Origin of the sequence: Luteimonas wenzhouensis, from assembly GCF_007859305.1 — a bacterium.
In the GTDB taxonomy this organism is placed as follows: Bacteria; Pseudomonadota; Gammaproteobacteria; order Xanthomonadales; family Xanthomonadaceae; genus Luteimonas; species Luteimonas wenzhouensis.
The window spans coordinates 126,164-148,478 of sequence record NZ_VOHE01000004.1; the positions used below are offsets into that span (position 1 = coordinate 126,164).

Sequence of the window (22,315 nt, forward strand, 5' to 3'; positions counted from 1 at the left end):
AGTCAGCCTGCGGCGGGCCCCGGCCTGGCCACCACCAGCCAGTTGTTGAACGGCGTGTTGCCGAACCAGGGCCGGATGTCGGCCTCCAGTCCCGCGGCGTCGAAGCGCGCCCGCAGTTCGTCCACGGTCGGGTAGTGCCGCGGGCGGTCGGGCATCCAGCCGGTCAGCGCGGCGAACCGGTCGCCGGCGCGGGTGCGCCGGATCCGGCGCCCGCCGTCGTCGAGCGCGGCGCGCATCACCAGCACCGCGCCCGGCGCCAGCATCGCGATCGCGGCGTCCAGCAGCGCGGCCTGCTGCGCGCGGGTGAGGAACTGCAGCACGTCCAGGATCGCCACGCTGCCGCGGTGGGGCGGGTAGCCGGCGGCCAGGTCGACCACGTCGAAACGCACCCCGGCCAGCCCCGCGCGCTCGGCGATGCGGCGCGCGCGCGCGATCTTGGGCGCGTCGATGTCCACGCCCAGGTAGGGCATGCGCCGGCCGTCGCGGCGCAGCGCGTGTGCCAGCAGGCCCAGGCCGCAGCCCAGGTCGAGCAGCGGCGCCTCGTGGCCGCACAGCGCGTCGAGTACCCCCGGGTACAGCGGATCGGTGCGCAGTTTGGCCAGGGTGTAGTAGTAGTCGTAGCGGTTGCCCAGCGCCCGTTCGGGCAGGAAGGCGCGGGCGATGCCCCGGGCGGCGTCGGCATCCATCGGCCGCGGGGCGCTGTCGTTCATGGCGCCGACAGTAACCCACGCGCGACCGGGCGCGCCAGCTGCGCCCAGGCGGCGTACATCGCCGCGGACGGATGCAGGCCGTCGTCGGCCAGCATCGCCGGCTCGGCACCGTGCGCGCGGCTGTGCGCGGTGACATCGACGAAGGCGACGCCGCGGCCATCGCAGGCCTCGCGCGCGATGGCGTTGAACGCGTCGAGTTCGCGTGCGACCTGCGTCAGGTCGCGCCCGGACTGGCGCGCGAACGGGGTCACGCCCCAGTCGGGGATCGACAGCACCAGGACCCGGTCCGCGCGTCCGCCGGCGAACCCGATCGCACGTTCGAGCAGTTCGCCGAACTGCTGGCGGTACTCCTCCAGCGGTCGGCCCCGGTACTGGTTGTTGACGCCGATGAGCAGGCCCACCAGCGCGAACGGCCCCTGCGGCGCGGCGGCGTCGATGCCGGCCGACAGCTCGTCGGTGGTCCAGCCGGTGGTGGCGATGATCTGCGGATCGTCGAGCGCGCGCCCGTCCGCGCGCAGTGCGCGCGCCAGCAGCACCGGCCAGCGGCCGTCCGGATCGACGCCCTCGCCGATGGTGTAGCTGTCGCCCAGCGCCAGGAAACGCCCGGGCCGGCCCGTGGCGCCGCTCACGCGGCCGGCCGCGCCTTCTTCTTCAGCGGCACGACCCTGGTGCGCGCCTGCGCGCGCCGCTCGAGCACGCGTTCGATGCGCGCGAACACCTCGCGCACCACCTCCGGCTGCGGCAGCAGGGTGACGCGGAAGTGGTTGCGGTAGGGCACGTTGAAGCTGGTGCCGGGCACGATCAGCACGTGCTCGGTTTCCAGCAGCTCCAGCGCGAAGGCGTGGTCGTCGAAGCCCTCGGCGGCCTCGCCGACCACGCCGGGGAAGGCATAGAGCGCGCCGGCCGGCGCCATCAGCGACAGGTGCGGGCTGGCCTCGCAGGCCTCGATCACCGCGCGCCGGGTCTCGTACAGGCGGCCGCCCGGGCCGCACAGCTGGCCGATGGTGTCGGCGCCGGTGAGCGCGGCGGCGATCGCGAACTGCCCCGGCACGTTCGCGCACAGGCGCAGCGCGCCGAGCAGGTCCATCGCGTGCCGGAACTCGGTGCTGCGTTCCGGGTCGCCCGACAGCACCGCCCAGCCCACCCGCCAGCCGCAGGCGCGATGCACCTTCGACAGCCCGCCGAACGACAGGCAGGGCGCATCGCCGGCGATCGGTGCCACCGGCACGAACTGGTGGCCGTCGTAGAGGATGCTGTCGTAGATCTCGTCGCACAGCAGCAGCAGGTTGTGGCGGTCGGCAATGGCGGCGATGCGCTCGAGCAGCTCGCGCGGGTAGTTGGCGCCGGTCGGGTTGTTCGGGTTGATCAGCACGATCGCGCGCGTGCGTTTCGAGACCAGCGCCTCCATCTCCACCGGGTCGGGCAGGAAGCCGTTCTCCGCGTGGCACTGGTAGAACACCGGACGGCCCTCGTTGAGGATCGTCGCCGCCGACCACAGGGGGTAGTCGGGCGAGGGCACCAGCACCTCGTCGCCGGGGTTGAGCAGGGCGCGCAGCGAGATGTCGATCAGTTCGCTCACGCCGTTGCCGACGAACACGCGCTCGGGCGACGCATAGGGCGTGCCGCGGGCGACGTGGTGGGCGGCGATCGCTTCGCGCGCCTCGGGCAGGCCCTGCTGGTGGGTGTAGGGATCGGTGCGGTGGATGTGGTCGGCGATCGCCCGCTGCAGGTGTTCGGGCGCGCGGAAGCCGAACGCGCCCGGGTTGCCGATGTTGAGCTTGATCAGCTGCCGGCCCTGGCCTTCGAGTTCGCGGGCCCGGCGGGCCAGCTCGCCGCGGATCTCGTAGCGCACTTCGGACAGGCGTTGGCGGACGGGCAGGCTGGGTACGGACATCGGCGGGGCAGGGGCGGGGGCAGGGGCGGCGGGCGCCGCGGAAACAGCAGATCATACGCCGGTCCCGCGCGGGGAAGGCGCGCGCGGCCGGTGCGGGCGGGACAGGGCCTAGAATCGCCGCATGCAAACCCCGTGCGCACGCGCTTGACCGCGACCCCCGACGCCCTGCGGGCGATCGGCTGGCCATGGCCGGCCGGCGCGGCCGCGACCGGCCCCTGGGCCGAGGCGATGGCGGCCCATCCACGCGCGCGGCCGGCGCGGGTGGTGGAACAGCACCGCGCGGGCTACGTGGTTGCCGATGCAACCGACCACGTCTTCGACGTCGAATCCCCGCCGCAGTGGCAGCGGCCGCCGGGGTACCGCCGCGGCAAGGTCGCGCCCGAGGCGCGCGCGGTGGTCGGCGACTGGGTGCTGGTCGAGGACGGGCGCATCGTGGCCTTGCTGCCCCGGCGCAACGCGCTCAAGCGCGCCGCCGCCGGCGAGCACTACCGCCAGCAGCTGATCGCGGCCAACGTCGACGTTGCCCTGGTGGTGTGCGGCCTGGACGGCGACTTCAATCCGCGCCGGATCGAGCGCTACCTGCTGCTGGCCCGGGCCGAGGAGGTCGAACCGGTGGTGGTGCTGACCAAGGCCGACCTGCCCGGCGCCGATCCCGATGCCGCGCGCGCCGCGCTGGCGAGCGTGCTCGACCAGGGCGTGCCGGTGCTGGCGGTCAACGCCTGCGACCCCGCGGCCGCCGACGCGCTCGCGCCCTGGCTGCGGCCGGGCACGACCGCGGTGCTGGTGGGCTCGTCCGGCGCCGGCAAGTCCACCCTCACCAACACCCTGCTCGGCCAGGCGCGGATGAAGACCGGCCAGGTGCGCGAGCGCGACGCGCGCGGGCGCCACACCACCACCTACCGTGCCCTGGTCCCGTTGCCGTCGGGCGCGTGCCTGATCGACACCCCGGGCATGCGCGAACTCAAGCCGACGGGCGAGGAGGCGCTGGACGACGGCTTCGCCGACATCGAGGCGCTGGCCGCCGTCTGCCGCTTCCGCGACTGCCGCCACCAGGCCGAACCGGGCTGCGCGGTGCGCGCCGCGGTCGAGGCGGGCGACCTGGATCCGGGGCGGCTGGCGAACTACCACAAGCTGCAGGACGAAGTGGCCCGGGCGGCCGACCGGCTGGCGCAGCGGCGTGGCGGCATCCCGCCAGGGCGCGAAGGCGGAGGCCGGCCGCGATAGCGGCTCAGCTGCGCCGCGCGGAGCGCGCCGGCCGCGGCGCGGGGGCGGACCTGGGCCGGGCGGCATCAAGCGCGGCCCGGAATTCCTCGATGAACGCCTCGGCGACATGCGAGGGCGGGCGGTCCTCCAGATAGACGCACTCGATCTGGAAGCGGATCGCAGGATCGAGCGGCCGGAACTCGAGCTCCGCGGTGGCGCTGGCGCGGGCGGTGAATTCGTCCACAACGCTCATGCCGGCCCCGCACCGGGTCAGCGCAGCGGCCAGGTAATAGGTCTGGTTGGATACCACTTCGCGGATGGTGATGCCCTGCTCTTCCAGCTCCCGTTCAAGCAGATCCCCGATCGGTCCGCTGTTGGCCAGCCCGACCATTTCATGGCCGGCCAGGCGCGATACCGGCACCCGTTCCCCCGGGTTGGCGAGCTCCGTGCGCTCGAACAGCAGCATCAGCTCGCCGCTGCCCAGGCGGCGCCGCTGCATGCGTGGGTGCATGGGCGGGGAATAGGCGAAAGCGACATCGCATTCGCGTTCGTACAGCGCCTGGAAGACATCGTTGTGGTGCAGGGTCTGGACGTCGAAGGTGACCTCCGGGAAGCGCCGCCGGTAATTGGCGATGGCGCTGGGCGCCACATGCAACCCCAGCGACGGGACCACCGCCAGGCGCACATGGCCGCCATCGATGTTGCGGATGTTGGCCACGGTCTTGCGCAGCGATGCCATGCGCTCGAAGATCTCCTTCACTTCCTCGAACAGCGCGTGCGCCTCGTCAGTCGCCACCAGCCGGCCCCGGACAAGGGTGAACAGCTCGAAGCCCAGCTGGGCCTGGGCGTGGTGGAGCACCTTGCTCACCGAGGGCTGCGACACGTGCAGCGAGCGCGCGGCGGCACTGATCGATCCGGTGGTGTAGACCGCGTAGAAGACTTCGATGTGGCGCAGACGCATCGCCACAGGTTAGGCGATGGCCAGGGGCTTGGCCATGCTCAGGCGGCCTCTTCGCCGAGGGCCAGCGCCACCGCCCGCTCGCCGCTGCCCATGGCCAGGGTCCAGCCGAGCATGCCGTGGCCGACGTTGCAGGTCAGGCCCTCGCGGACATTGGCAATGACCGGGACCGAGGCAGGCGTGGACGGGCGCAGGCCTGCCCAGGGATCCCGGATCCGGGCATAGTCCGCGGCCCCGGGCAGCGATTGCCGGGCCAGGGCCACGAGCCGCTCGAAACGGCCCTGGTCGATCCCGGGATCCCAGTCGTTGATGTCGGCCAGCCCGGCCACCCGGATGTGCTCGCCAAGGCGGCAGAACACGATCTTGCGCGAGGTATCGGTGATGCTGGTGGCCGGGGCCTGGGGGCCGCACGGTGCGGTGAAGGAATACCCCTTGATCGCCATCAGCGGCAGCCTGATGCCGAGCGGGCGCAGCAGCGCCGCGCTGTCAATCCCGGTGCAGACGATCAGCCGGCGCGCTTCGACGGCTTCGCCTTCGCGCGAGCGCAGCAGCCAGTGCCGTCCACTGCGCTGGAGCGTTTCCAGATCGAACCCGAACCGGGTGCTTACCGGATAATCGCGGCACAGCGTCTCCAGCAGCCCGCAGGCGAAACGCCACGGGTCGCCCACCGCCTCGTCCGGGGAATACACCGCGCCGCGGATCCCGGCGACCTGTTGCAGCGCCGGCTCGACCTGCCTTGCGCCCTCGGCGTCCAAAAGCGTCTGCCGCACACCGTGGGCGCGCTTCAACTCCACCATCCGCGCCCCGGCGCGCAGGGCCGGATCGCTGAAGTACAAATGCAGCTTGCCAGCGGTGCGGTGCTGGAACTGGATCGGGTGGCGGTCCAGCAGTCCGGCCATCGCCTGCTGCGATGCGCGTGCCAGCGCCAGGGTGCTGAGCGTATTGCGCTGCATCCGCGCACGGCTGGCATGGCTCAGCAGCGACAGCCCCCAGCGCCAGATTGACGGATCCCCCCGGAGCCGGATCCGGAACGCGGGATCGCTGCCGCTGAGCAGGGCCGGGATCTGCTTCCACAGCGACGGGCCCGCCATGGCGTCGGTGTACGCATAGCTGAGCTGCGCCCCGTTGGCGAACGAAGCGCCCCGCGCCGGACCTGCGGCCCGGTCGATCAACTCCACCGACAGCCCGCGCCGGGCGGCCGCCCAGGCGGTAGCCATTCCGACCACGCCGGCTCCCAAGACGGTGACCTCAGGGGTTTGGCCTGTTGTTGGCATTGCCGTTGTACCCATTCCGTGTCGTGGTGGTGAGACGGGCAACAGGCTGTCTCCGGCGGGTGGACACGTGCCGCTTTCCGGATGGAACAGGCACGGTGAAAAGCCTAACGCGAAGGTCCGGAAACGGGAGTTGCATTGATTGCACGGGGCAGAACCTGGGGTTATGGGCAGCCATAGCCGCAGGGCATGTTCCACCCCAGGATTGGTGCAGGACAGTGGGCCGGGATTTCTGCATGGTGTTGCGTGGCCGCATTCCTCGGAGGAGGAGCCATGGTCCGGAGCCTTGCCAGCAAGGTTGCCATTCTTGTTTCAGGATGCTTGCTGGCGCTGTCGCTGGGGGCGGCGGCGCAGCCGCGGCAGCTGCTCAATTACGAGGCCATCCACAAGCCCGAAGTCGGCCGTTCCGGCATGGTGGTCAGCCAGAACCAGGCCGCCAGCCGGGCCGGTGCGGAGATCCTGCGCCAGGGCGGCAATGCGGTGGATGCCGCCGTTGCCACGGCCTTCGTGCTGGCCGTGACCCTGCCCCGCGCCGGAAACATCGGCGGGGACGGGTTCATGCTGATCTACCTGGCCGACGAGGACCGCTACACGGGCATCGACTACCGCTCGGTGGCGCCCGCGCTCGCGGAGCTGGATGCCTACGTCGACGAAAGCGGGAACCTGGACGGCCATTCGGCCGGAATCCGCTCCGCCGGCGTGCCCGGCACCGTTGCCGGGCTGGCCCTGGCCCACCAGCGCTACGGGCGGCTGCCCTGGAAGCGGCTGCTGGAGCCGGCGATCCGGATGGCCGCGGAGGGAGTCGTGCTCTCGGCCGACGAAGCGTTCGCGCTTGACTGGGGCCGGGACCGGCTGGCCCGCAGCCAGGCCGGTGCGGCGGTGTTTCTGCATCCGGACGGTCAGGCGCTGCGGGCCGGCGAGCGCCTGCTGCAGCCCGACCTTGCCTGGACCCTGCGCCGGATCGCCGAACACGGTGCAGAGGACTTCTACCGGGGCGCGATCGCCGCCCGCATCGACGCCGGCATGCGCCGCCACGGCGGCCTGCTGCGCATGGAAGATCTGGCGGCATACCGGGCGCTGGAACGCGAGCCGCTGCGCAGCACCTACCGCGATGTGGAAGTTGTGACGATGCCGCCCGCCAGCGGCGGCGGAGCGGGCATTGTCGGAACCCTGAATATCCTGGAGCAGTTCGACCTGGCGGCCCTTGGAGCGGGGTCGGCGGATGCCCTGCACCTGTTCGCCGAGGCCAGCAAGCTGTCGTGGCGCGACCGGCTGGCCCACGTCGGCGATACCGGATTCATCTCCGTACCGCTGCGGGGCCTGCTTGCAAAACCGTACGCGGCCGCCCGCGCGGCGCAGATCGACCTGGACCGCGCCGCTCCCGTGGAGACCGTGGAAGCCGGGGACCCGTGGGAGCATGAAAGCCGGGACACCACTCACTTCTCGGTGGTGGACGCCGATGGGAACGCGGTCAGCAATACCTATACGATCGGCGCGGACTTCGGCTCCGGCGTGATGATCGAAGGTACCGGTTTCCTGCTCGGCAACCTGATCGGCAATTTCTCGCTGCGCGCCCAGCTGGACGCACGCAACGAAGGCCGGGAGCCCCCGCCGAACGCTTTGCAGCCGGGGCGGCGGCCGATCTCCAGCATGGCGCCGACCATGGTCCTGCGTGAAGCCCGGCCCTGGATCGTGGGCGGCAGCCCCGGCGGCAACACCATTCCCGGGACGGTCGTGCAGACCATCGTCAACGTGGTTGATTTCGGCATGAACATCGCCGAAGCCACCATGGCGCCGCGGGTGCACCAGCACATGTCCGGCGAGGGGGCACTGCAGGTCGAGCGCGGGCTGAGCCCGGACACGCTGCGGCTGTTGCAGCAGCGCGGCCATCGCATCGTCCAGGACGAAACCATCGGCAGCACGCAGTCGCTGCTGATCGAGCGCGACCGGGTGGAGGGCGCGGCCGATCCGCGGCGCCCGGGGGCGGCCGCAGTGGGCCTTTGATCATCGCCGCGATGGCGGAACCAACGCCGGGGGCCGCACCGGACCCTACGGCAGCACCGTCCGGCCTTGGCAGGACATCGAGCGAGTCAGGAGAAGGGAGATGGGAATGAAGGTTCGTTCTCTCACGGACAACACCAACGGCTTCAACCCGACGCTGTACGACGTGCTCGGGCACTATTACAGCCTGGGGGTGCGCTATGAGTTCTAGCAGCCTGCGAGGCGGCCGGGTGGCGGACAGATGCCTGCAGGCGTTCCGGGGTGGGGCGGCGGCGTGCGCGGTGGCGCTTTCCGTCTGGATGGCGTCGTTCCCGGCGGCCGCCCACGGGATCGGTGACACGCTCGCGTCGCTGATGGCCGAGCACGACACGGTGGGCCTGGCGGTGGTGGTGGTCCGGGACAATGCTGTCGTCTATCGGGACAGCCTGGGGTGGAAGGATCTGGAGGCGCGCACGCCGCTGGAGCAGGACGATGTGTTCCGCATCGCTTCGATCTCCAAGTCGTTCGTGGCCACTTCGATCCTGCAGCTGGTGGAGCAGGGCAGGCTGTCGCTGGACGACGATGCCGGCGCGCTGCTCGGATTCGCGGTGCGCAATCCGCGCTTCCCGGATGCGGCGGTCACGCTGCGGATGCTGCTCAACCACACTTCGTCGATCACCGACAGCCAGCGCTACCACAGTCTGGACATCATCAATCCGGCGACCAACGGCAGCTGGGCGGACAGCTACTCCGCCCATGCACCCGGCACCCATTACCAATACTCCAACCTGGGCTACAACATGCTCGGGGCGGTGGTGGAGCGCGCGTCCGGCCAGCGCTTCGACCGTTATGTCCGGGAGCATGTGCTGGAGCCGCTCGGCCTGGATGGCGGACATCTTCCGGACGCGCTGGATCCGGACCGCATCGCGCAGATCTATCGCCACCAGGACGGCGCCGGCTTCGTGCGCTCGGAAGCAGCCTATGCGCGTCTGGGCGATCGCCTGGACGACTACCGGCCCGGCTACAGCGCCGCGGTTTTTTCCCCGACCGGCGGCCTGAAGATCTCCGCGCCCGACCTGGCCAGGTACATGCTCATGCATATGAACCTGGGCGAATGGGACGGCGTGCGGATCCTGTCCCGCGAGCACGCCGCCCTGATGCAGTCGCCTTCGGTGGAAATCGATGCGGACGCGGATTACGGGCTGGCCCTGCGTATCGACCGGGCCCTGATCCCCGGCGTGACGCTGGTTGGCCATACCGGCTCGGCCTACGGGCTCTACAGCTCGATGTTCTTCGATCCGGTGCGGAAGTACGGCTTCGTCGTGATCACCAACGGCACCCGTGACCCGGAGGTGAGGACCGCCGTCAACCGGGCGCTGTACAGCCACTTCATCGAATCCGCGGAAGGCGGTTAGCCCCGGGCTATGGGTCGCAGCGATCTTTTCATTACCCCGCCCGCCAGCGCCTGACTATGTTGGAAAAGCGTTAGGCACAGACAAAGCCGGTTCCACCGTGCTTCCGGCACGGTGCGGCAACCACAGGAGATCCAGGTGTCGAATCAAAGTGATGTTGCGTCCGCGAACTCCCTGACCCCGTGCCTGCCGGGGCGACCGGCGAGGAACCGCCTTGCCGTGGCCTGCACGGCGATCATCGGGCTGGCCGCCTGCACCGGCGCGGTCCATGCGCAAACACCCGCCGAACCGGACGCCCGCGTCGCGGACCAAGCGGACCAGGCGGACCAGCGCATCCAGCAGCTCGATGCGGTGGTGAGCACTGCATCGCGGATCCGGCGCGGCGGGTTCGTCGCGCCGACGCCGACGACCCAGATCACCGCCGAGGAGATTGCCGCGTCCGGCCTGACCAATATCGCCGATGTGGTCAATGAAACCCCGTCCGTGCGCCCTTCGATGACCCCGGTCAGCACGGTCAACAATTCAAGCTGGTCCGGCGGCCACTATCTTGATCTCCGCGGCCTGGGCTTCAACAGGACCCTGGTGCTGGTGGACGGCAAGCGCTTCGTGCCGACCCAGATCTCCGGACCGGTCAACATCAACGTGATCCCCCAGGCCCTGATCGGCAACGTCGACATCGTCACCGGCGGTGCGTCCGCGGCGTGGGGTTCGGATGCCGTGGCCGGCGTGGTGAACTTCATGTTCGATCACCAGCTTGAAGGCGTGCGCGGCGAAGCCAGCTACGGCAGCAGCGATCACGGCGACTACCGTTCGCGGCGGGTGTCCCTGGCCTTCGGCCATCGATTCGGGGCCGATCGCGGGCACGTGCTGTTCGGCGCCGAAGTTGCCGACAACAGCGGTATCGCGCGGCTGGGCGACCGCGACTGGGGTGCCCAGGGCTGGGGCACCATCACCAATCCCGCCTACACGCCGGACAACGGCGAGCCGCGCATCCTGGTGGTGCCCAACGTCGTCAGCGCGGTGAACAGCTTCGGCGGCCTGATCAACTCCGGTCCGCTGGCCGGCATCCATTTCGACGCCAACGGCGACCCCGTCCCGTTCCGCTATGGCGAGATCGTCTCCGGCAACAGCATGATCGGCGGCGACGGCGCCTACACCCATGTGGACCAGACGCTGGCCGCGCCGCAGGAGCGCAGGAATGTCTACGGCCGCGTCTCCTACGACATCACCGACGCCACCACCCTGTACGTCGAAGGCGCATGGGCCAGGTCCGATTCCAGCCCGATCCCCAACCTGACCCGCAGCGACAACAGCATCCGCATCCACCGCGACAACGCGTTCCTGCCGGGATCGATCGGCGACGCGATGGATGCCCACGGCATCGACAGCTTCACCATGGGCCGCCTGAGCCGGGACTACGCGCGCACCGTCAACGAGCAGGAGTCCAGCACCGAGCGTGTGGTGGTGGGCCTTGAAGGCTACTTCGGCGACACCTGGAGCTGGGACGGCTACTACACCTACGGCAGCAGCGAATCGACGATGCTGGCGCACAACAACCGCATCACGTCCCGCTACAACGCCGCCATCGATGCCGTGTTCGATCCCGTTACCGGTGCCATCGTGTGCCGGGATGCGGCGGCACGGGCGGCCGGCTGCGTACCGATGAACCTGTTCGGCGAGGGTGCGCCCTCCGCCGACGCCGTGGGCTACGTGGTCGGTACCGCGTGGCGGCACTGGGACCTGTCCCAGCATGCGGCCGCGGCGACGGTCTCGGGCGAGCCGTTTGAAACCGCGGCGGGCCCGGTGTCGATCGCGGCCGGCCTGGAGTGGCGGCGCGAGGAGGCGATCGTGACCTCCGACGAGCTGTCGCAGGCAGCCGAATTCGTGACCGGGAACACGGTGCCCTGGGAGGGCGCGGTCAACGTCCGCGAGGCGTTCTCCGAAGTGGTGGTGCCGCTTGCCAACGACCGGCCGTGGGCCAAGGCGCTGGATCTGAACGTGGCCGGGCGGGTGACCGACTACAGCACCTCGGGCACGGTGTCCACCTGGAAGATCGGCGGCCTCTGGGACATCAACGATGTCTGGAGGCTCCGGGCCACGCGGTCGCGGGATATCCGCGCACCATCGCTCTCCGAGCTGTTCTCCGGATCGACCACCTCGATCTTCAGCGTGCTCGACCAGGAGCTGGGATCGACGTACTCGGTGCAGTCGCTCTCGTCCGGCAACCCGGGCCTGGAGCCGGAGGAGGCCGATACCACCACCATCGGCGTGGTGGTCAACCCCCACCCCAACCTGATGCTCTCGCTCGACTACTACAACATTGATATCGATGGCGCGATCATCACCCTGGAGGCCGCCGCCATCGTCAACCGCTGTTTCGGTGTCCAGCCGCAGTTGTGCGGCCTGATCACCCGCGGCGACGACGGACGGATCAGCCAGGTCAATACTTCGCCGCAGAACCTGCAGACCATGCAGCTGCGCGGCGCCGACCTGGAAGCCCTCTACCGCCAGCCGCTGGGCGCCGGGGACCTGACCGTGCGCGCACTGGTCTCCTACGTCGATACCCTGGAGCTGGACGACGGCGAAGTGGTCACCCGGCTGGCCGGCAGCGTCGAGCAGCCCACCATTGCCAGCGTCGGCGGCATGCCGCACTGGAACGGCTCGCTGCGCGCGTCCTACGCGACCGGACCGCTGACGCTCGGCCTGGGCGTCCGCCATGTCGGCGGCGGCAAGATCAACCATACGTTCACCGAAAAGGACCGGAATGTGCTGGAGGCATCCAGCCGCACCTATTTCGATCTCAATGGTGCGTATGACCTGACCGGGAACCTCTCGCTGTTCGGTACGGTCCGGAACGTGTTCGACAAGGACCCGCCGATCACCTCCGGCGGGTTCGCAACCGTCCGTTCGCTCTACGACGTCATCGGCCGCACCTACACCGTCGGGATGCGGTTCAAGTTCTGACGCCCAATCGAGGCAAGGCGCGGGGGCTGCCGCTGCGCCCGCGCCCTGCCTCGATCACCAGCACGACGCGCCACACGGGAGATGCACGATTGAAAGGACAACTGTCTTCGCTGGCGATTGCGCTCGGCCTCCTGCTGGGCGGCACCACCTCGGCCGCGGATGCGGACCTGCGGGACATCCTTCCGGGCTTCGGGGCGGCGCCGGGATGCGCCCTGGCCGCCCACCGGGACGGGGAACGGATCGGATTCGCTGCGTCGGGGCTGGCCGATATCGAACGCGGCGTGCCCATCGACGGGGACACGCTGTTCTACGCTGCCTCGGTCTCCAAGCAGTTCACCGCCCTGGCGATCGCGCAGCTGGTGGCGCAGGGCAGGCTGTCACTGGACGATGACGTCCGCCGGCACATCCCCGAATTGCCGGCCTACCGGGAGACGGTGACGGTCCGCATGCTGCTCAACCACAGCGCCGGGCTGCGCGACTCCCTGTCGCTGCTGCGCATGGGCGGGTACCCGTCTGCCGCGGACGCGACGATGGCCCAGGCACTGGAACTGCAGCTGGCGCAGCTGGACACCAACTTCGTCCCGGGAAGCGCGACCGCGTATTCGAACGGCGGCTACCTGTTGCTGGCCGAGATCGTCCGGCGTGCATCGGGCGAGGCGTTCCCGGATTACGTGCGGCGCCATATCCTCGATCCGCTGGGCATGAGCGACAGCTTCGTGCTCGATGACCGTGATCCGGTGTCCGACCACCTTGCGCACGGTTATGTCCGCGGCGACGCCGGCTTCGAGCGCCGCGATACGTATCCGCGCTTCGGCGGCTCCGGCGGGCTGATGCTCAGCCTGAACGACCTGGCCCGCTACGAACACGACATCGAGCAGGGCCAGCGCGTCTGGACGCCGGAGATCGCGCGGATCATGACCGAGGCCGGGGTCCTGGCGGACGGATCGCCGGCCTTTCGCGACGACACCGGCTTCGTTTTCGCCGCCGGGCTGATGCTGGGCACCCGCCTGGGGCACACAGCGATCCAGCACGGCGGCGGGGCGGAAGCGTTCCGGCACCTGTACGTGCGGCTGCCGGAGCAGCGCCTGGGCATTGCCGTGTTCTGCAACCGCAGTGACCAGCCGGTCCAGGACATGGTGGACGCGGCGATCGCCGCCCTGGCCGATCCGGCCCCCGGCGTCCTGGCCGGGGCACCCGCGCCGGGGCACTACCGCTCCCCTGAGCTGCGCGCGGACTACCGCCTGCGCGGGACCGGCCACGTGCTGTATCTGGATATCCTCCCGGACGCAGGCGCCGGGGAGCCGGTGACGGTGGAACTGGTACGGCGCAAGCCCGGTCGCTACGAAGGCCGCGGCCTCACCCTGCTGCACGAGGCGGGCGAGAACGGCTTCCGGCTGTCGACGTCCCGGGTTCCGGGCGTCCGGGTTGTCCCGGCGGTGGAGGGGGCCGGCGGCTGATCCCGCCGCCGGTCAGCTCCAGAAGTTGATGAAGCCGGTGATGATCAGCGCGTTGGTGAAGTCGATGAAGAACGCGCCCACCAGCGGCGCCACCAGGAATGCCCGCGGCGCGGCGCCGTAGCGCTCGACCAGGGTGCGCATCACCGCCATCGCATTGGCGGTGGTGCCGAGCATGAAGCCGATGAAGCCGCCGCCCATGACCGCGGCATCGTAGTCCCGGCCCATCAGCCGGTAGACCACGATGCAGAACGCCACCACCGCGCCCACCTGCAGCACCAGGTTCAGGATCAGCGGCAGGGCCAGGCCGGCCAGTTCCCAGAGCCTGAGGTTCATGAGCGCCACCGACAGGAACAGCGCCAGGCAGACGTTGCCGATCAGGTCGGTGGTGGGCACCGACATTCCGATCCAGCCGGTGCGGTCGTCCAGGTTGCGGATGAAGGCGCCGACCAGCATCGCGCCGACATACGCGGGCAGGGTGATGCCGGTTGCGGAGATCCAGCCGCTGACCCAGGCACCCAGCCACATGGCGATCAGGATGACCACGATGCTCTTGAGCGCGTTGAATTCGCGCACCGCCTCCGACAGCGCCGGGCCGGCGGCCTCGAAATCGGGCGCGGCATGGGTGCCGGACTGCGAAGGAGCCAGCCGGAACCGGCGGATCAGCACCGTGATCGCCGGCCCGCCCACGATCCCGCCCAGCACGATGCCGGCCATCGCCGCCGCGACCGCGATCGATTCGGCGCCGGCCACGCCGGCCTCCTCGAACAGCGGCGCGAACGCCAGGCCGGTCGCCGGCCCGCCGGTGAGCGTGGTGGAGCCGGCCAGCACGCCGAACAGCGGGTGCAGGTCGAAACCGACCGCCAGCGCCATCCCCAGCAGGTTCTGCAGGATGGCGAAGCCGCTGGCCAGTCCCAGGAACACCAGCACCTGGGTACCGCTGATCCTGAGCAGCCGCAGGCTGGCGTTCATGCCGATAGTGGTGAAGAACGCGATCATCAGCGGCGTCTGCAGGCTGGTGTCGAGCGCGAACAGGGTGGTGTCGCGGGCGTGGGCGATCCAGGCGGCGATGGCGAATACCAGGCCGCCGATTACCGGCGGTGGCAGGTTGTACTTGCCCAGGACGGGGATCCACCGGCACAGGCCATAGCCCAGAAACAGGGCGATGCCCGCCAGCGCAAGGGTCTGCACCGCATCAAGCTGCAGCATGGGACGGACTCCTTCAGTCGGCCGGGCGGGGTGCCGGATCGCAGGTGCCTGCGGGTGGCCGGTGGCGCAGGACCCGGCCGGGCAGGGCGTCCGCCGCCGCCTGGCCCTGCTCGATCACCGCGGTGCCGTTGACCCAGAGATACTCCACCCCCTCCGACAGCAGCGCCGGTTCGACATAGGTCGCCGCGGGCGCATAGCGCCCGGGATCAAACGCCACCACGTCGGCGAAATAGCCCGGGCGCAGCTCGCCGCGGTCTTCCAGCCCGAAGGTGGCCGCGGTCAGGCCGGTGGAACGGTGGATGAAGGCCTGCAGGTCGATCACGCCTTCCCCGACCACGTAGCGCGCGTATTTCTCCGGGAAGCTCGCGTACTGGCGCGGATGGCCGTCGCCGCCATCGGAGGCCGTCAATACCCACGGCTGGCGCATGAACGCCACCACGTCGTCGGGGTGCATGTTGAACGAGGCGACCTTGCGCGGCGGGCCGGCATCATCTGTCCCGTCGGTGCGGATGATCCTCAGCGCCGCATCCACCGGATCCACTTGCCACTCCGTCGCCATGTCCGCGACCGTCCTGCCGGACCACGGCCAGCCGTCGCCGATCATCAGCAGCGAGTCCGCGCCGCCGCGCCTGCGCAGATTCTCCTCCATTTCCGCCCGGATCCGTGCGCTCGTGGCCGGATCTTCCAGGCGCGCCAGCAGCGCTGCGCGGCCACCGTCCTGGGCCCAGCGCGGCAGCAGCGCCGCGTCCAGCCCCGTGCCCGAGGCCAGCCAGGGATACTGGTCGGCGGTGACCTGCAGACCGTCCGCACGGGCGCGCTCGATCCGCTCGATGATCCGCCCGGCGCTGCCGTGCACGTCCGTGCCCAGGGCCTTGATGTGGGCGATGTGGACCGGGATCCGTGCCCGCCGCCCGACTTCCAGCGCCTCCTCGACCGATTCGACCAGGCCGATCGAGTAGCTGGATTCGTCGCGCTGGTGGGTGTCGTACACGCCTCCGCGGATCGCCGCCTCCTCGGCCAGCGCCACCACCTCGTCCGTGTCCGCGAAGCTCTGCGGCGCGTAGAACAGCCCGGTCGACAGGCCGATGGCGCCCTGGCACATCGCCGCTGCGACCATCTCGCGCATCTGCTGCAATTCGCCGGGGTCGGGCGCGCGCGCCTCGTCGCCGAGTACCCGGCGCCTGACCGGGCCCAGGCCGACGTAGGCCGCCACATTGGTCCCCACGCCGTTGGTTTCGAACCACGCCGCCTGCTCGGCGATGTCCGGGGTGCCGCCGCCGTCGATCCCGATGAAGATCGTGCTGACCCCCTGGTGCAGCCACGGCAGGTTGCGCCGGACCGCCGCCTCCGGGGAGCGGATATAGGTGTTGGGATGGGTGTGCGGGTCGATGAAGCCCGGCGCCACGATCAGCCCCTGCGCGTCGACCGTGCGCGCGGCCCGGTAGCGCCCGGCCAGGTCCGGAGCCACCTCGACGATCCTGTCGCCGGCGATCGCGACGTCCGCCGGACGCCCGGGGCTGTCGCTGCCATCGAAGACGGTGCCGCCGACGATGAGAACGTCCACGGTCTCGTCGGCGGCTTCGGGCCGGGTTCCGGAACAGGCCGCGAGCAGCTGCGTGGCCATCAGCGCGATGGCGAACCCGGTGAGCCGGGCCGGGTGACGTGACAGGGACATGGATGACCTCGCTGTTCCGACGGTGGGCCGCCGCCCGCGCCCGTGCTGCGGACGGCGATTGTCCATCTTCACGGCTGCCGCAGGGCTTGGCCATTGAAATTGGGCCGGTCGCGCATAGCCCCGGGTTATGCACGGCGCACCGGGCCGCTGGCGTGCGCGGTATCCGGACCGGCTAGAATCAGGGCCCCTGCAGCAGGCCACAGCGCGATGTCCGGTACCCAGCCAAGCACCAAAGAATCCGCCGAAGAATTCCGCAAAGCGGCCCTGGACTACCACCGCCTGTCCCCTCCCGGGAAGATCAAGGTCACCGCCACCAAGGCGATGCTGACCCAGCGCGATTTGTCGCTGGCCTATTCGCCGGGCGTGGCCTATGCCTGCGAGGAAATCGCGGCCGATCCGCTGAGGGCCGGCGATTACACCGCGCGCTCGAACCTGGTGGCAGTGATCAGCAACGGCACGGCTGTGCTGGGCCTGGGCGACATTGGTCCGCTGGCGAGCAAGCCGGTGATGGAGGGCAAGGGCGTCCTGTTCCAGCGGTTCGCGGGCATCGACGTGTTCGACATCGAGGTCGACGAGCGCGACCCGGACAAGCTGGTGGACATCATCGCTTCGCTGGAGCCGACCTTCGGCGGCATCAACCTCGAGGACATCAAGGCGCCGGAGTGCTTTATCGTCGAGCGCAAGCTGCGCGAACGGCTGAAGATCCCGGTGTTCCACGACGACCAGCACGGCACCGCGATCATCGTCGGTGCCGCGGTGGTCAACGCGCTGGAGATCGCCGGCAAGAAGATCGAGGACGTCAGGCTCGCCACCACCGGCGCCGGCGCGGCCGGCATCGCCTGCCTGGACATGCTGGTGGCGCTGGGGCTGAAGCCGGAGAACATCACCGCCTACGACCGCGGCGGGGTGATCCACGCCGGCCGCGACGACCTCGACGACGCCAAGCGCCGCTACGCGCGCGACACCCCGCACCGCACCCTGGCCGAGATCGTGGCCGGCGCGGACATCTTCCTGGGCCTGTCGGCCGGCGGGATCCTCAAGCCGGAGATGGTGGCGTCGATGGCGGACAACCCGATCATCCTCGCCCTGGCCAACCCGTACCCGGAGATCCTGCCGGAAGTGGCGCGCGAGGTGCGTCCGGACGCGATCATCGCCACCGGCCGCTCCGACTACCCCAACCAGGTCAACAACGCGCTGTGCTTCCCGTACATCTTCCGCGGCGCGCTGGACGTGGGGGCCACGGCCATCAACGAGGAGATGAAGCTGGCCTGCGTGCACGCGATCGCGGCGCTGGCCAAGATGGAGTCGGGCGACCTGGCCACGGCCTACGGCGAGGAAGTGCCCAGCTTCGGCCGCGACTACATCATCCCGCGCCCGTTCGACCCGCGGCTGCTGACCATCGTGGCCACGGCCGTGGCCAGGGCGGCGATGGAAACCGGCGTGGCCACCCGTCCGCTGGCGGACATGGCCGCCTACGGCGAGAAGCTCTCGCAGTTCCACCACCGCACCGCGCTGGTGATGCGGCCGATCTACGACCGCGCCCGCGCCGACCGCCAGCGCGTGGTCTACGCCGAGGGCGAGAACGAGACCGTGCTGCGCGGCGTGCAGACGGTGGTGGACGAGGGCCTGGCGTTCCCGATCCTGGTCGGCCGCCCGGACGTAATCGAATCGCGGATCAAGCGCCTGGGCCTGCGCCTGCGCGCGGGCGTGGACTTCGAACTGACCAACCAGGACGATGACCCGCGCTTCAACGACTACTGGCGCCACTACCACGCGCTCACCGAGCGCCGCGGGGTGACCCCGGAGACCGCCAAGACCCTGATGCGCTCGCGCACCACGCTGATCGCGGCGGTGATGGTGGATCGCGGCGAGGCCGACGCGATGATCACCGGGCTGGTCGGCCGCTACCACAAGAAGCTCGGCTACATCCGCAGCGTGTTCGACCTGGACCCGGGCGTGCAGAGCACCTCGGCGATGACCGGCGTGGTCAACGACCGCGGGCTGTGGTTCTTCCTCGACACCCACGTCCAGGCCGACCCGACCCCCGAGCAGATCGCCGAGAGCACCATCCAGGGCGCCTACCGGCTCAAGCTGTTCGGGATCGAGCCCAAGGTGGCGCTGCTGTCGCACTCCAACTTCGGCAGCCACGACGACCCGAGCGCGCGCAAGATGCGGCAGGCGCTGGAGATCCTGCGCAAGCGCGCGCCCCGGCTCGAGGTGGACGGCGAGATGATGGCCGACACCGCCTGGGACGGCGACTTCCGCCGCCGGATCTTCCCCAACACCACGCTGGAGGGGCGCGCGAACCTGTTCGTGATGCCGAACCTGGACGCGGCCAACATCGTCTACAACATGGTGCGGGTGATGACCGACGGCGTCGCCCTGGGTCCGATTCTGATGGGCGTGAGCAAGCCGGCCCACGTGCTGACCACCGCCTCGCGCCCGCGCCGGGTGGTGAACATGACCGCGATCGCCGCGGTGGAAGCGCAGATCCGCAAACAGCGCCTGGCCGGCCGCGGCGGCTGACCCGTCGCGGCCCCAACGCATGCCGGCAGTGGCTCCCTCCCCCGCGCGCGGGGAAGGGCTGGAGTTTCGCTGCCCGGCGGTGTGGCTAGCGCACTCCCTCCCCCGCTTGCGGGGGAGGGCTGGGGTGGGGGCAACCGCCGTCCCGCGAGCATGCCGGCCGTATCCGTCTGCCTTCCAGGCTGCCCCCATCCCGACCTTCCCCCGCAAGCGGGGGAAGGGGCACGGCCTCCCACTCCTCCCCCGCGCGCGGGGGAAGGGGCACGGCCTCTCCCTCCCCGCTGCGGGGGAAGGAGCCATGACGTCCGTTCTCCCGCAAACGAGGGAAGACGCTACGGCCCCGGCGGCTCAGCCCCGGCCTTCGACCCCGGCCATCAACCGCGCCAGCAGCGGTGCCAGCGCGTCCAGGTCGTCCTTGAGCAACAGGCCGTCGGCCTGCGGCGGGCGCTCGCCCGGAGCGAGGCCGCCGGTGACGAACACGAACGGCATCGCCGCGTCATGGGCGCGCGCCAGCGCCAGCGCCTGTGCGCCCGAGAAGCCGGGCAGGTTCACGTCCGACACCACCCCCTGCGGCGCGAACTCCGCCAGCGCCCGCACCATCTCCGCCGCGGTGCAGGCGCGCCGGCATTCCACCTCCAGCCCGGCCTTGCGCAGCGCCCACTCGGCCAGCTCCGCGTCGTCCTGCGAATCGTCCACCAGCAGCACGCGCCACACGGGGCGGTGCACGGCGCGCGACGCCGGCGCGGCCATCGCCGCTCACCCCTTCCTTGGCGGTTCGTTGAGCACCGCCCAGAACCGCCCGAGCGTGCGCACCGCGTCGAAGAACTGGTCCACGTCCACCGGCTTGACCACGTAGGCGTTCACGCCCAGGTCCCAGCTGCGGGCCAGGTCGCTTTCCTCGCGCGAGGACGACAGCACCACGATCGGCAGCGATTTGAAGCGGTCGGTCTTGCGGATCTCGGTCAGCACTTCCAGCCCGTCCATGCGCGGCATCTTGATGTCCAGCAGCAGCACCGCCAGGTCCTCGTCCGGACGGTCCTTCCAGCGACCGCGGCACAGCAGGTAGTCCAGCGCCTCCACGCCGTCCTCGACGTGCACGATCGGGTTGCACAGGTTGGCCTCGCGCAGCGCGTCGATCGCCATCTCCGCGTCGTGGGGGCTGTCCTCGGCCAGCAGGATGGTTCGCAGTTCGCTCATCACGTGGTCTCTTGGTTGTCAGGCAGGTCGCCCGCCGGCGGAAGGGTGAAGCGGAAGGTGGCGCCCTCCCCGGGGCGGGAGTGGGCCTCGATGCGGCCGCCGTGGCGGGTCAGCACCCGGCGCACGCTGGCCAGCCCGATGCCGGTGCCGGGGAACTCGCTGGCCGGGTGCAGGCGCTGGAACACGCCGAACAGCTTGCCGGCGTACTGCATGTCGAAACCGGCGCCGTTGTCGCGCACCTCGAACTGGTGCGAGCCGTCGGACAGCAGGTGGTAATCCACCTCGATCCTGGCCGGCTCGCTGCCGCGGCTGTACTTGACCGCGTTGCCGAGCAGGTTGAGCCACACCTGGCGCAGCATGTTCTCGTCGCCCACCACCACCGGCAGCGGCGCGATCGACCACTCCACCGCGTGCCCGGGCGCCTCGCTGGCGTTGTTGGCGTCGAGCATCGCCCGGGTCTCGGCCACCAGCGTCTGCATGTCCACCACCTGCAGCCGCAGCGCGCTGCGGCCCAGGCGCGAATACACCAGCAGCTCGTCGATCAGCGTCGACATCCGCCGCGCCGAGGACACCATCACCTCCAGGTAGTGGCGGCCCTTGTCGTCCAGCCCGTCGCCCAAGTGGCGGGCGAGCTTGTCGCCGAAGCCGGCGATGTGGCGCAGCGGCGCGCGCAGGTCGTGCGAGACCGAGTAGCTGAACGCCTCCAGCTCGCGGTTCACGTCCGAGACCTGCTCGATCTTGCCCTCCAGCTGGCGGTTGAGCTCGCGGATCCGGCGGTCGCTGGCCTTCTGCACGCTGATGTCGCTGGCGGTGACCAGGGCTGCGCTGCCGTCGCCGTCGGGCAGCGGCATGCGTCGGGCGTTGATCACCATCGTGCGTTCGACGCCGTCGGCAGTGCGCTGCACCTGTTCGTGGTCCCAGAGCTCGCGGCCGCGGCCGAGCACGTCGGCCAGCCGCCGCAGGGTCAGCTCGTCGTCCCAGGCGCCGCCGCCGATGTCCTTGAGCAGCGCGCCGCGCGGATCGTCCCCCACCCCATACAGCTCGGCGAACGCCGCGTTGTGCATCACCACCCGCTGCTCGCCGTCGAGCAGCACGATCGGCTCGCGCACCGTGTCCAGCGCCACCCGCGCCCGCGCGCTGGCGCGCTGGGCGTCGTCCTCGGCGCGCAGCCGGTGCGAGACCTGGCGCGCGGCGTACAGCAGCAGGCCGCCGAGCAGCAGCAGCTGGCCCACCATCGCCACCCAGGTGGCCACCCGTGCGCGCCGCTCCTGGCGCTGCGCGCGCGCCTGACGCTCGGCCAGCAGCCGCTCCTCCTCGGACACGATCTCGTCCACCAGGTTGTGGATCGGGTAGCGCGCCACCATGGCGTCGATGTCGGCCACGGTCACGTCGTCGGCGCCGGCCTCGATGATCCGGTCGGCGTGCGCCTTGCGCAGCAGCACGTTGGTCTGCAGCGAGCCGATGCGCACCTGCTGCGTGGGGTTGTCGCGGGTGAGTTCCTGCAGCCGCTCCAGGGTGGGGATCAGGCGCTCGCGGCTTTGCCCCACGCGCGAACGCAGCAGCTCGTTGTCCACGCCGGCCGCGATCGACAGCGCGCCCGACTCCATGTTGCGCATGTCGCCGGCCAGCGCGTGCACGGTGGCGGCGGTTTCGTGGGTGTGCGCCACCATGTTCCAGGCCGCATTGGTGTTGTGCGCGGCCTGGCGCAGCAGCAGGAAGGGCGTGACCACGATCAGCACCACCGCCAGGCCGAGCGCGGGCAGGCGCCAGTTCGACAGCGGTTGCGGGAGGGCGGTGGCGGGGTGGGGCATCGAGGCGTTTCGGGACCGGTCGGACACGGGAATCCGGGACACCGGCCACGGCGC

At 70.5% G+C, this 22,315-nt stretch carries 16 protein-coding genes; 6 read left to right on the top strand and 10 right to left on the bottom strand.

Annotated features, from left to right (window positions below; genetic code table 11):
- Positions 1-2: 2 nt before the first annotated feature.
- Genes FQY79_RS09285 through FQY79_RS09295 form a run of 3 tightly spaced genes read right to left on the bottom strand, consistent with a single transcriptional unit; the run spans position 3 to position 2,604 of the window.
- On the bottom strand, positions 3-686 hold the full coding sequence (locus tag FQY79_RS09285) for a methyltransferase domain-containing protein (protein WP_425463204.1): 684 nt from the start codon (positions 684-686) through the stop codon (positions 3-5).
- A 20-nt stretch (positions 687-706) separates the two neighbouring features.
- Positions 707-1,339 carry an SGNH/GDSL hydrolase family protein gene (locus FQY79_RS09290; RefSeq protein ID WP_146312647.1) on the bottom strand — a complete coding sequence of 211 codons (633 nt, stop codon included), beginning with the start codon at positions 1,337-1,339 and terminating at the stop codon, positions 707-709.
- Positions 1,336-2,604: an aminotransferase class I/II-fold pyridoxal phosphate-dependent enzyme gene (locus FQY79_RS09295; RefSeq protein ID WP_146312648.1), complete on the bottom strand. Its 1,269-nt coding sequence runs from the start codon at positions 2,602-2,604 to the stop codon at positions 1,336-1,338. The genes FQY79_RS09290 and FQY79_RS09295 overlap by 4 nt, the downstream gene beginning before the upstream one ends.
- A 132-nt stretch (positions 2,605-2,736) precedes the next feature.
- Here FQY79_RS09295 and rsgA point away from each other — a divergent pair, with 132 nt between their 5' ends.
- Positions 2,737-3,828 carry a ribosome small subunit-dependent GTPase A gene (gene rsgA, locus FQY79_RS09300; protein WP_425463199.1) on the top strand — a complete coding sequence of 364 codons (1,092 nt, stop codon included), beginning with the start codon at positions 2,737-2,739 and terminating at the stop codon, positions 3,826-3,828.
- Between the two features lie 4 nt (positions 3,829-3,832).
- Here rsgA and FQY79_RS09305 read toward each other — a convergent pair whose 3' ends face one another.
- Entirely contained in the window at positions 3,833-4,768 is a 936-nt protein-coding gene (locus FQY79_RS09305) for a LysR family transcriptional regulator (RefSeq protein ID WP_146312649.1), read from the bottom strand.
- 38 nt (positions 4,769-4,806) lie between these two features.
- Positions 4,807-6,039, bottom strand: a complete 1,233-nt coding sequence (locus FQY79_RS09310) for an FAD-dependent oxidoreductase (RefSeq protein ID WP_146312809.1) — start codon at positions 6,037-6,039, stop codon at positions 4,807-4,809.
- A 270-nt stretch (positions 6,040-6,309) separates the two neighbouring features.
- Between FQY79_RS09310 and ggt the strand changes: the two genes are divergently transcribed.
- The 4 genes from ggt (at position 6,310) to FQY79_RS09330 (ending at position 13,849) form a co-directional block, all read left to right on the top strand.
- Positions 6,310-8,040, top strand: a complete 1,731-nt coding sequence (gene ggt, locus FQY79_RS09315; RefSeq protein WP_146312650.1) for a gamma-glutamyltransferase — start codon at positions 6,310-6,312, stop codon at positions 8,038-8,040.
- A 296-nt stretch (positions 8,041-8,336) separates the two neighbouring features.
- Positions 8,337-9,431, top strand: a complete 1,095-nt coding sequence (locus FQY79_RS09320) for a serine hydrolase domain-containing protein (protein ID WP_281289308.1) — start codon at positions 8,337-8,339, stop codon at positions 9,429-9,431.
- Positions 9,432-9,647: 216 nt separating this feature from the next.
- A complete protein-coding gene (locus tag FQY79_RS09325) occupies positions 9,648-12,392 on the top strand; it encodes a TonB-dependent receptor (protein ID WP_186759911.1) in 2,745 nt (914 codons plus the stop codon).
- Positions 12,393-12,481: 89 nt separating this feature from the next.
- The gene (locus FQY79_RS09330; RefSeq protein ID WP_186759914.1) at positions 12,482-13,849 is read left to right on the top strand and encodes a serine hydrolase domain-containing protein; all 1,368 of its coding nucleotides are present in this window, start codon (positions 12,482-12,484) and stop codon (positions 13,847-13,849) included.
- Positions 13,850-13,861: 12 nt separating this feature from the next.
- Here FQY79_RS09330 and gltS read toward each other — a convergent pair whose 3' ends face one another.
- Both gltS and FQY79_RS09340 read right to left on the bottom strand, forming a co-directional pair.
- On the bottom strand, positions 13,862-15,055 hold the full coding sequence (gene gltS, locus FQY79_RS09335; protein WP_146312654.1) for a sodium/glutamate symporter: 1,194 nt from the start codon (positions 15,053-15,055) through the stop codon (positions 13,862-13,864).
- A 13-nt stretch (positions 15,056-15,068) separates the two neighbouring features.
- On the bottom strand, positions 15,069-16,730 hold the full coding sequence (locus tag FQY79_RS09340; RefSeq protein WP_146312655.1) for an N-acyl-D-amino-acid deacylase family protein: 1,662 nt from the start codon (positions 16,728-16,730) through the stop codon (positions 15,069-15,071).
- Positions 16,731-16,937: 207 nt separating this feature from the next.
- Between FQY79_RS09340 and FQY79_RS09345 the strand changes: the two genes are divergently transcribed.
- A complete protein-coding gene (locus tag FQY79_RS09345) occupies positions 16,938-19,256 on the top strand; it encodes an NADP-dependent malic enzyme (protein WP_146312656.1) in 2,319 nt (772 codons plus the stop codon).
- Between the two features lie 345 nt (positions 19,257-19,601).
- Here FQY79_RS09345 and FQY79_RS09350 read toward each other — a convergent pair whose 3' ends face one another.
- From FQY79_RS09350 to FQY79_RS09360, 3 genes are read right to left on the bottom strand one after another with little or no spacing between them, the layout of a single operon-like run.
- On the bottom strand, positions 19,602-20,003 hold the full coding sequence (locus FQY79_RS09350; protein ID WP_146312657.1) for a response regulator: 402 nt from the start codon (positions 20,001-20,003) through the stop codon (positions 19,602-19,604).
- A 6-nt stretch (positions 20,004-20,009) separates the two neighbouring features.
- The gene (locus tag FQY79_RS09355) at positions 20,010-20,450 is read right to left on the bottom strand and encodes a response regulator (RefSeq protein WP_146312658.1); all 441 of its coding nucleotides are present in this window, start codon (positions 20,448-20,450) and stop codon (positions 20,010-20,012) included.
- Positions 20,450-22,261, bottom strand: a complete 1,812-nt coding sequence (locus FQY79_RS09360; RefSeq protein ID WP_146312659.1) for a sensor histidine kinase — start codon at positions 22,259-22,261, stop codon at positions 20,450-20,452. Before FQY79_RS09360 ends, FQY79_RS09355 begins: the two co-directional genes overlap by 1 nt.
- Positions 22,262-22,315 lie beyond the last annotated feature (54 nt).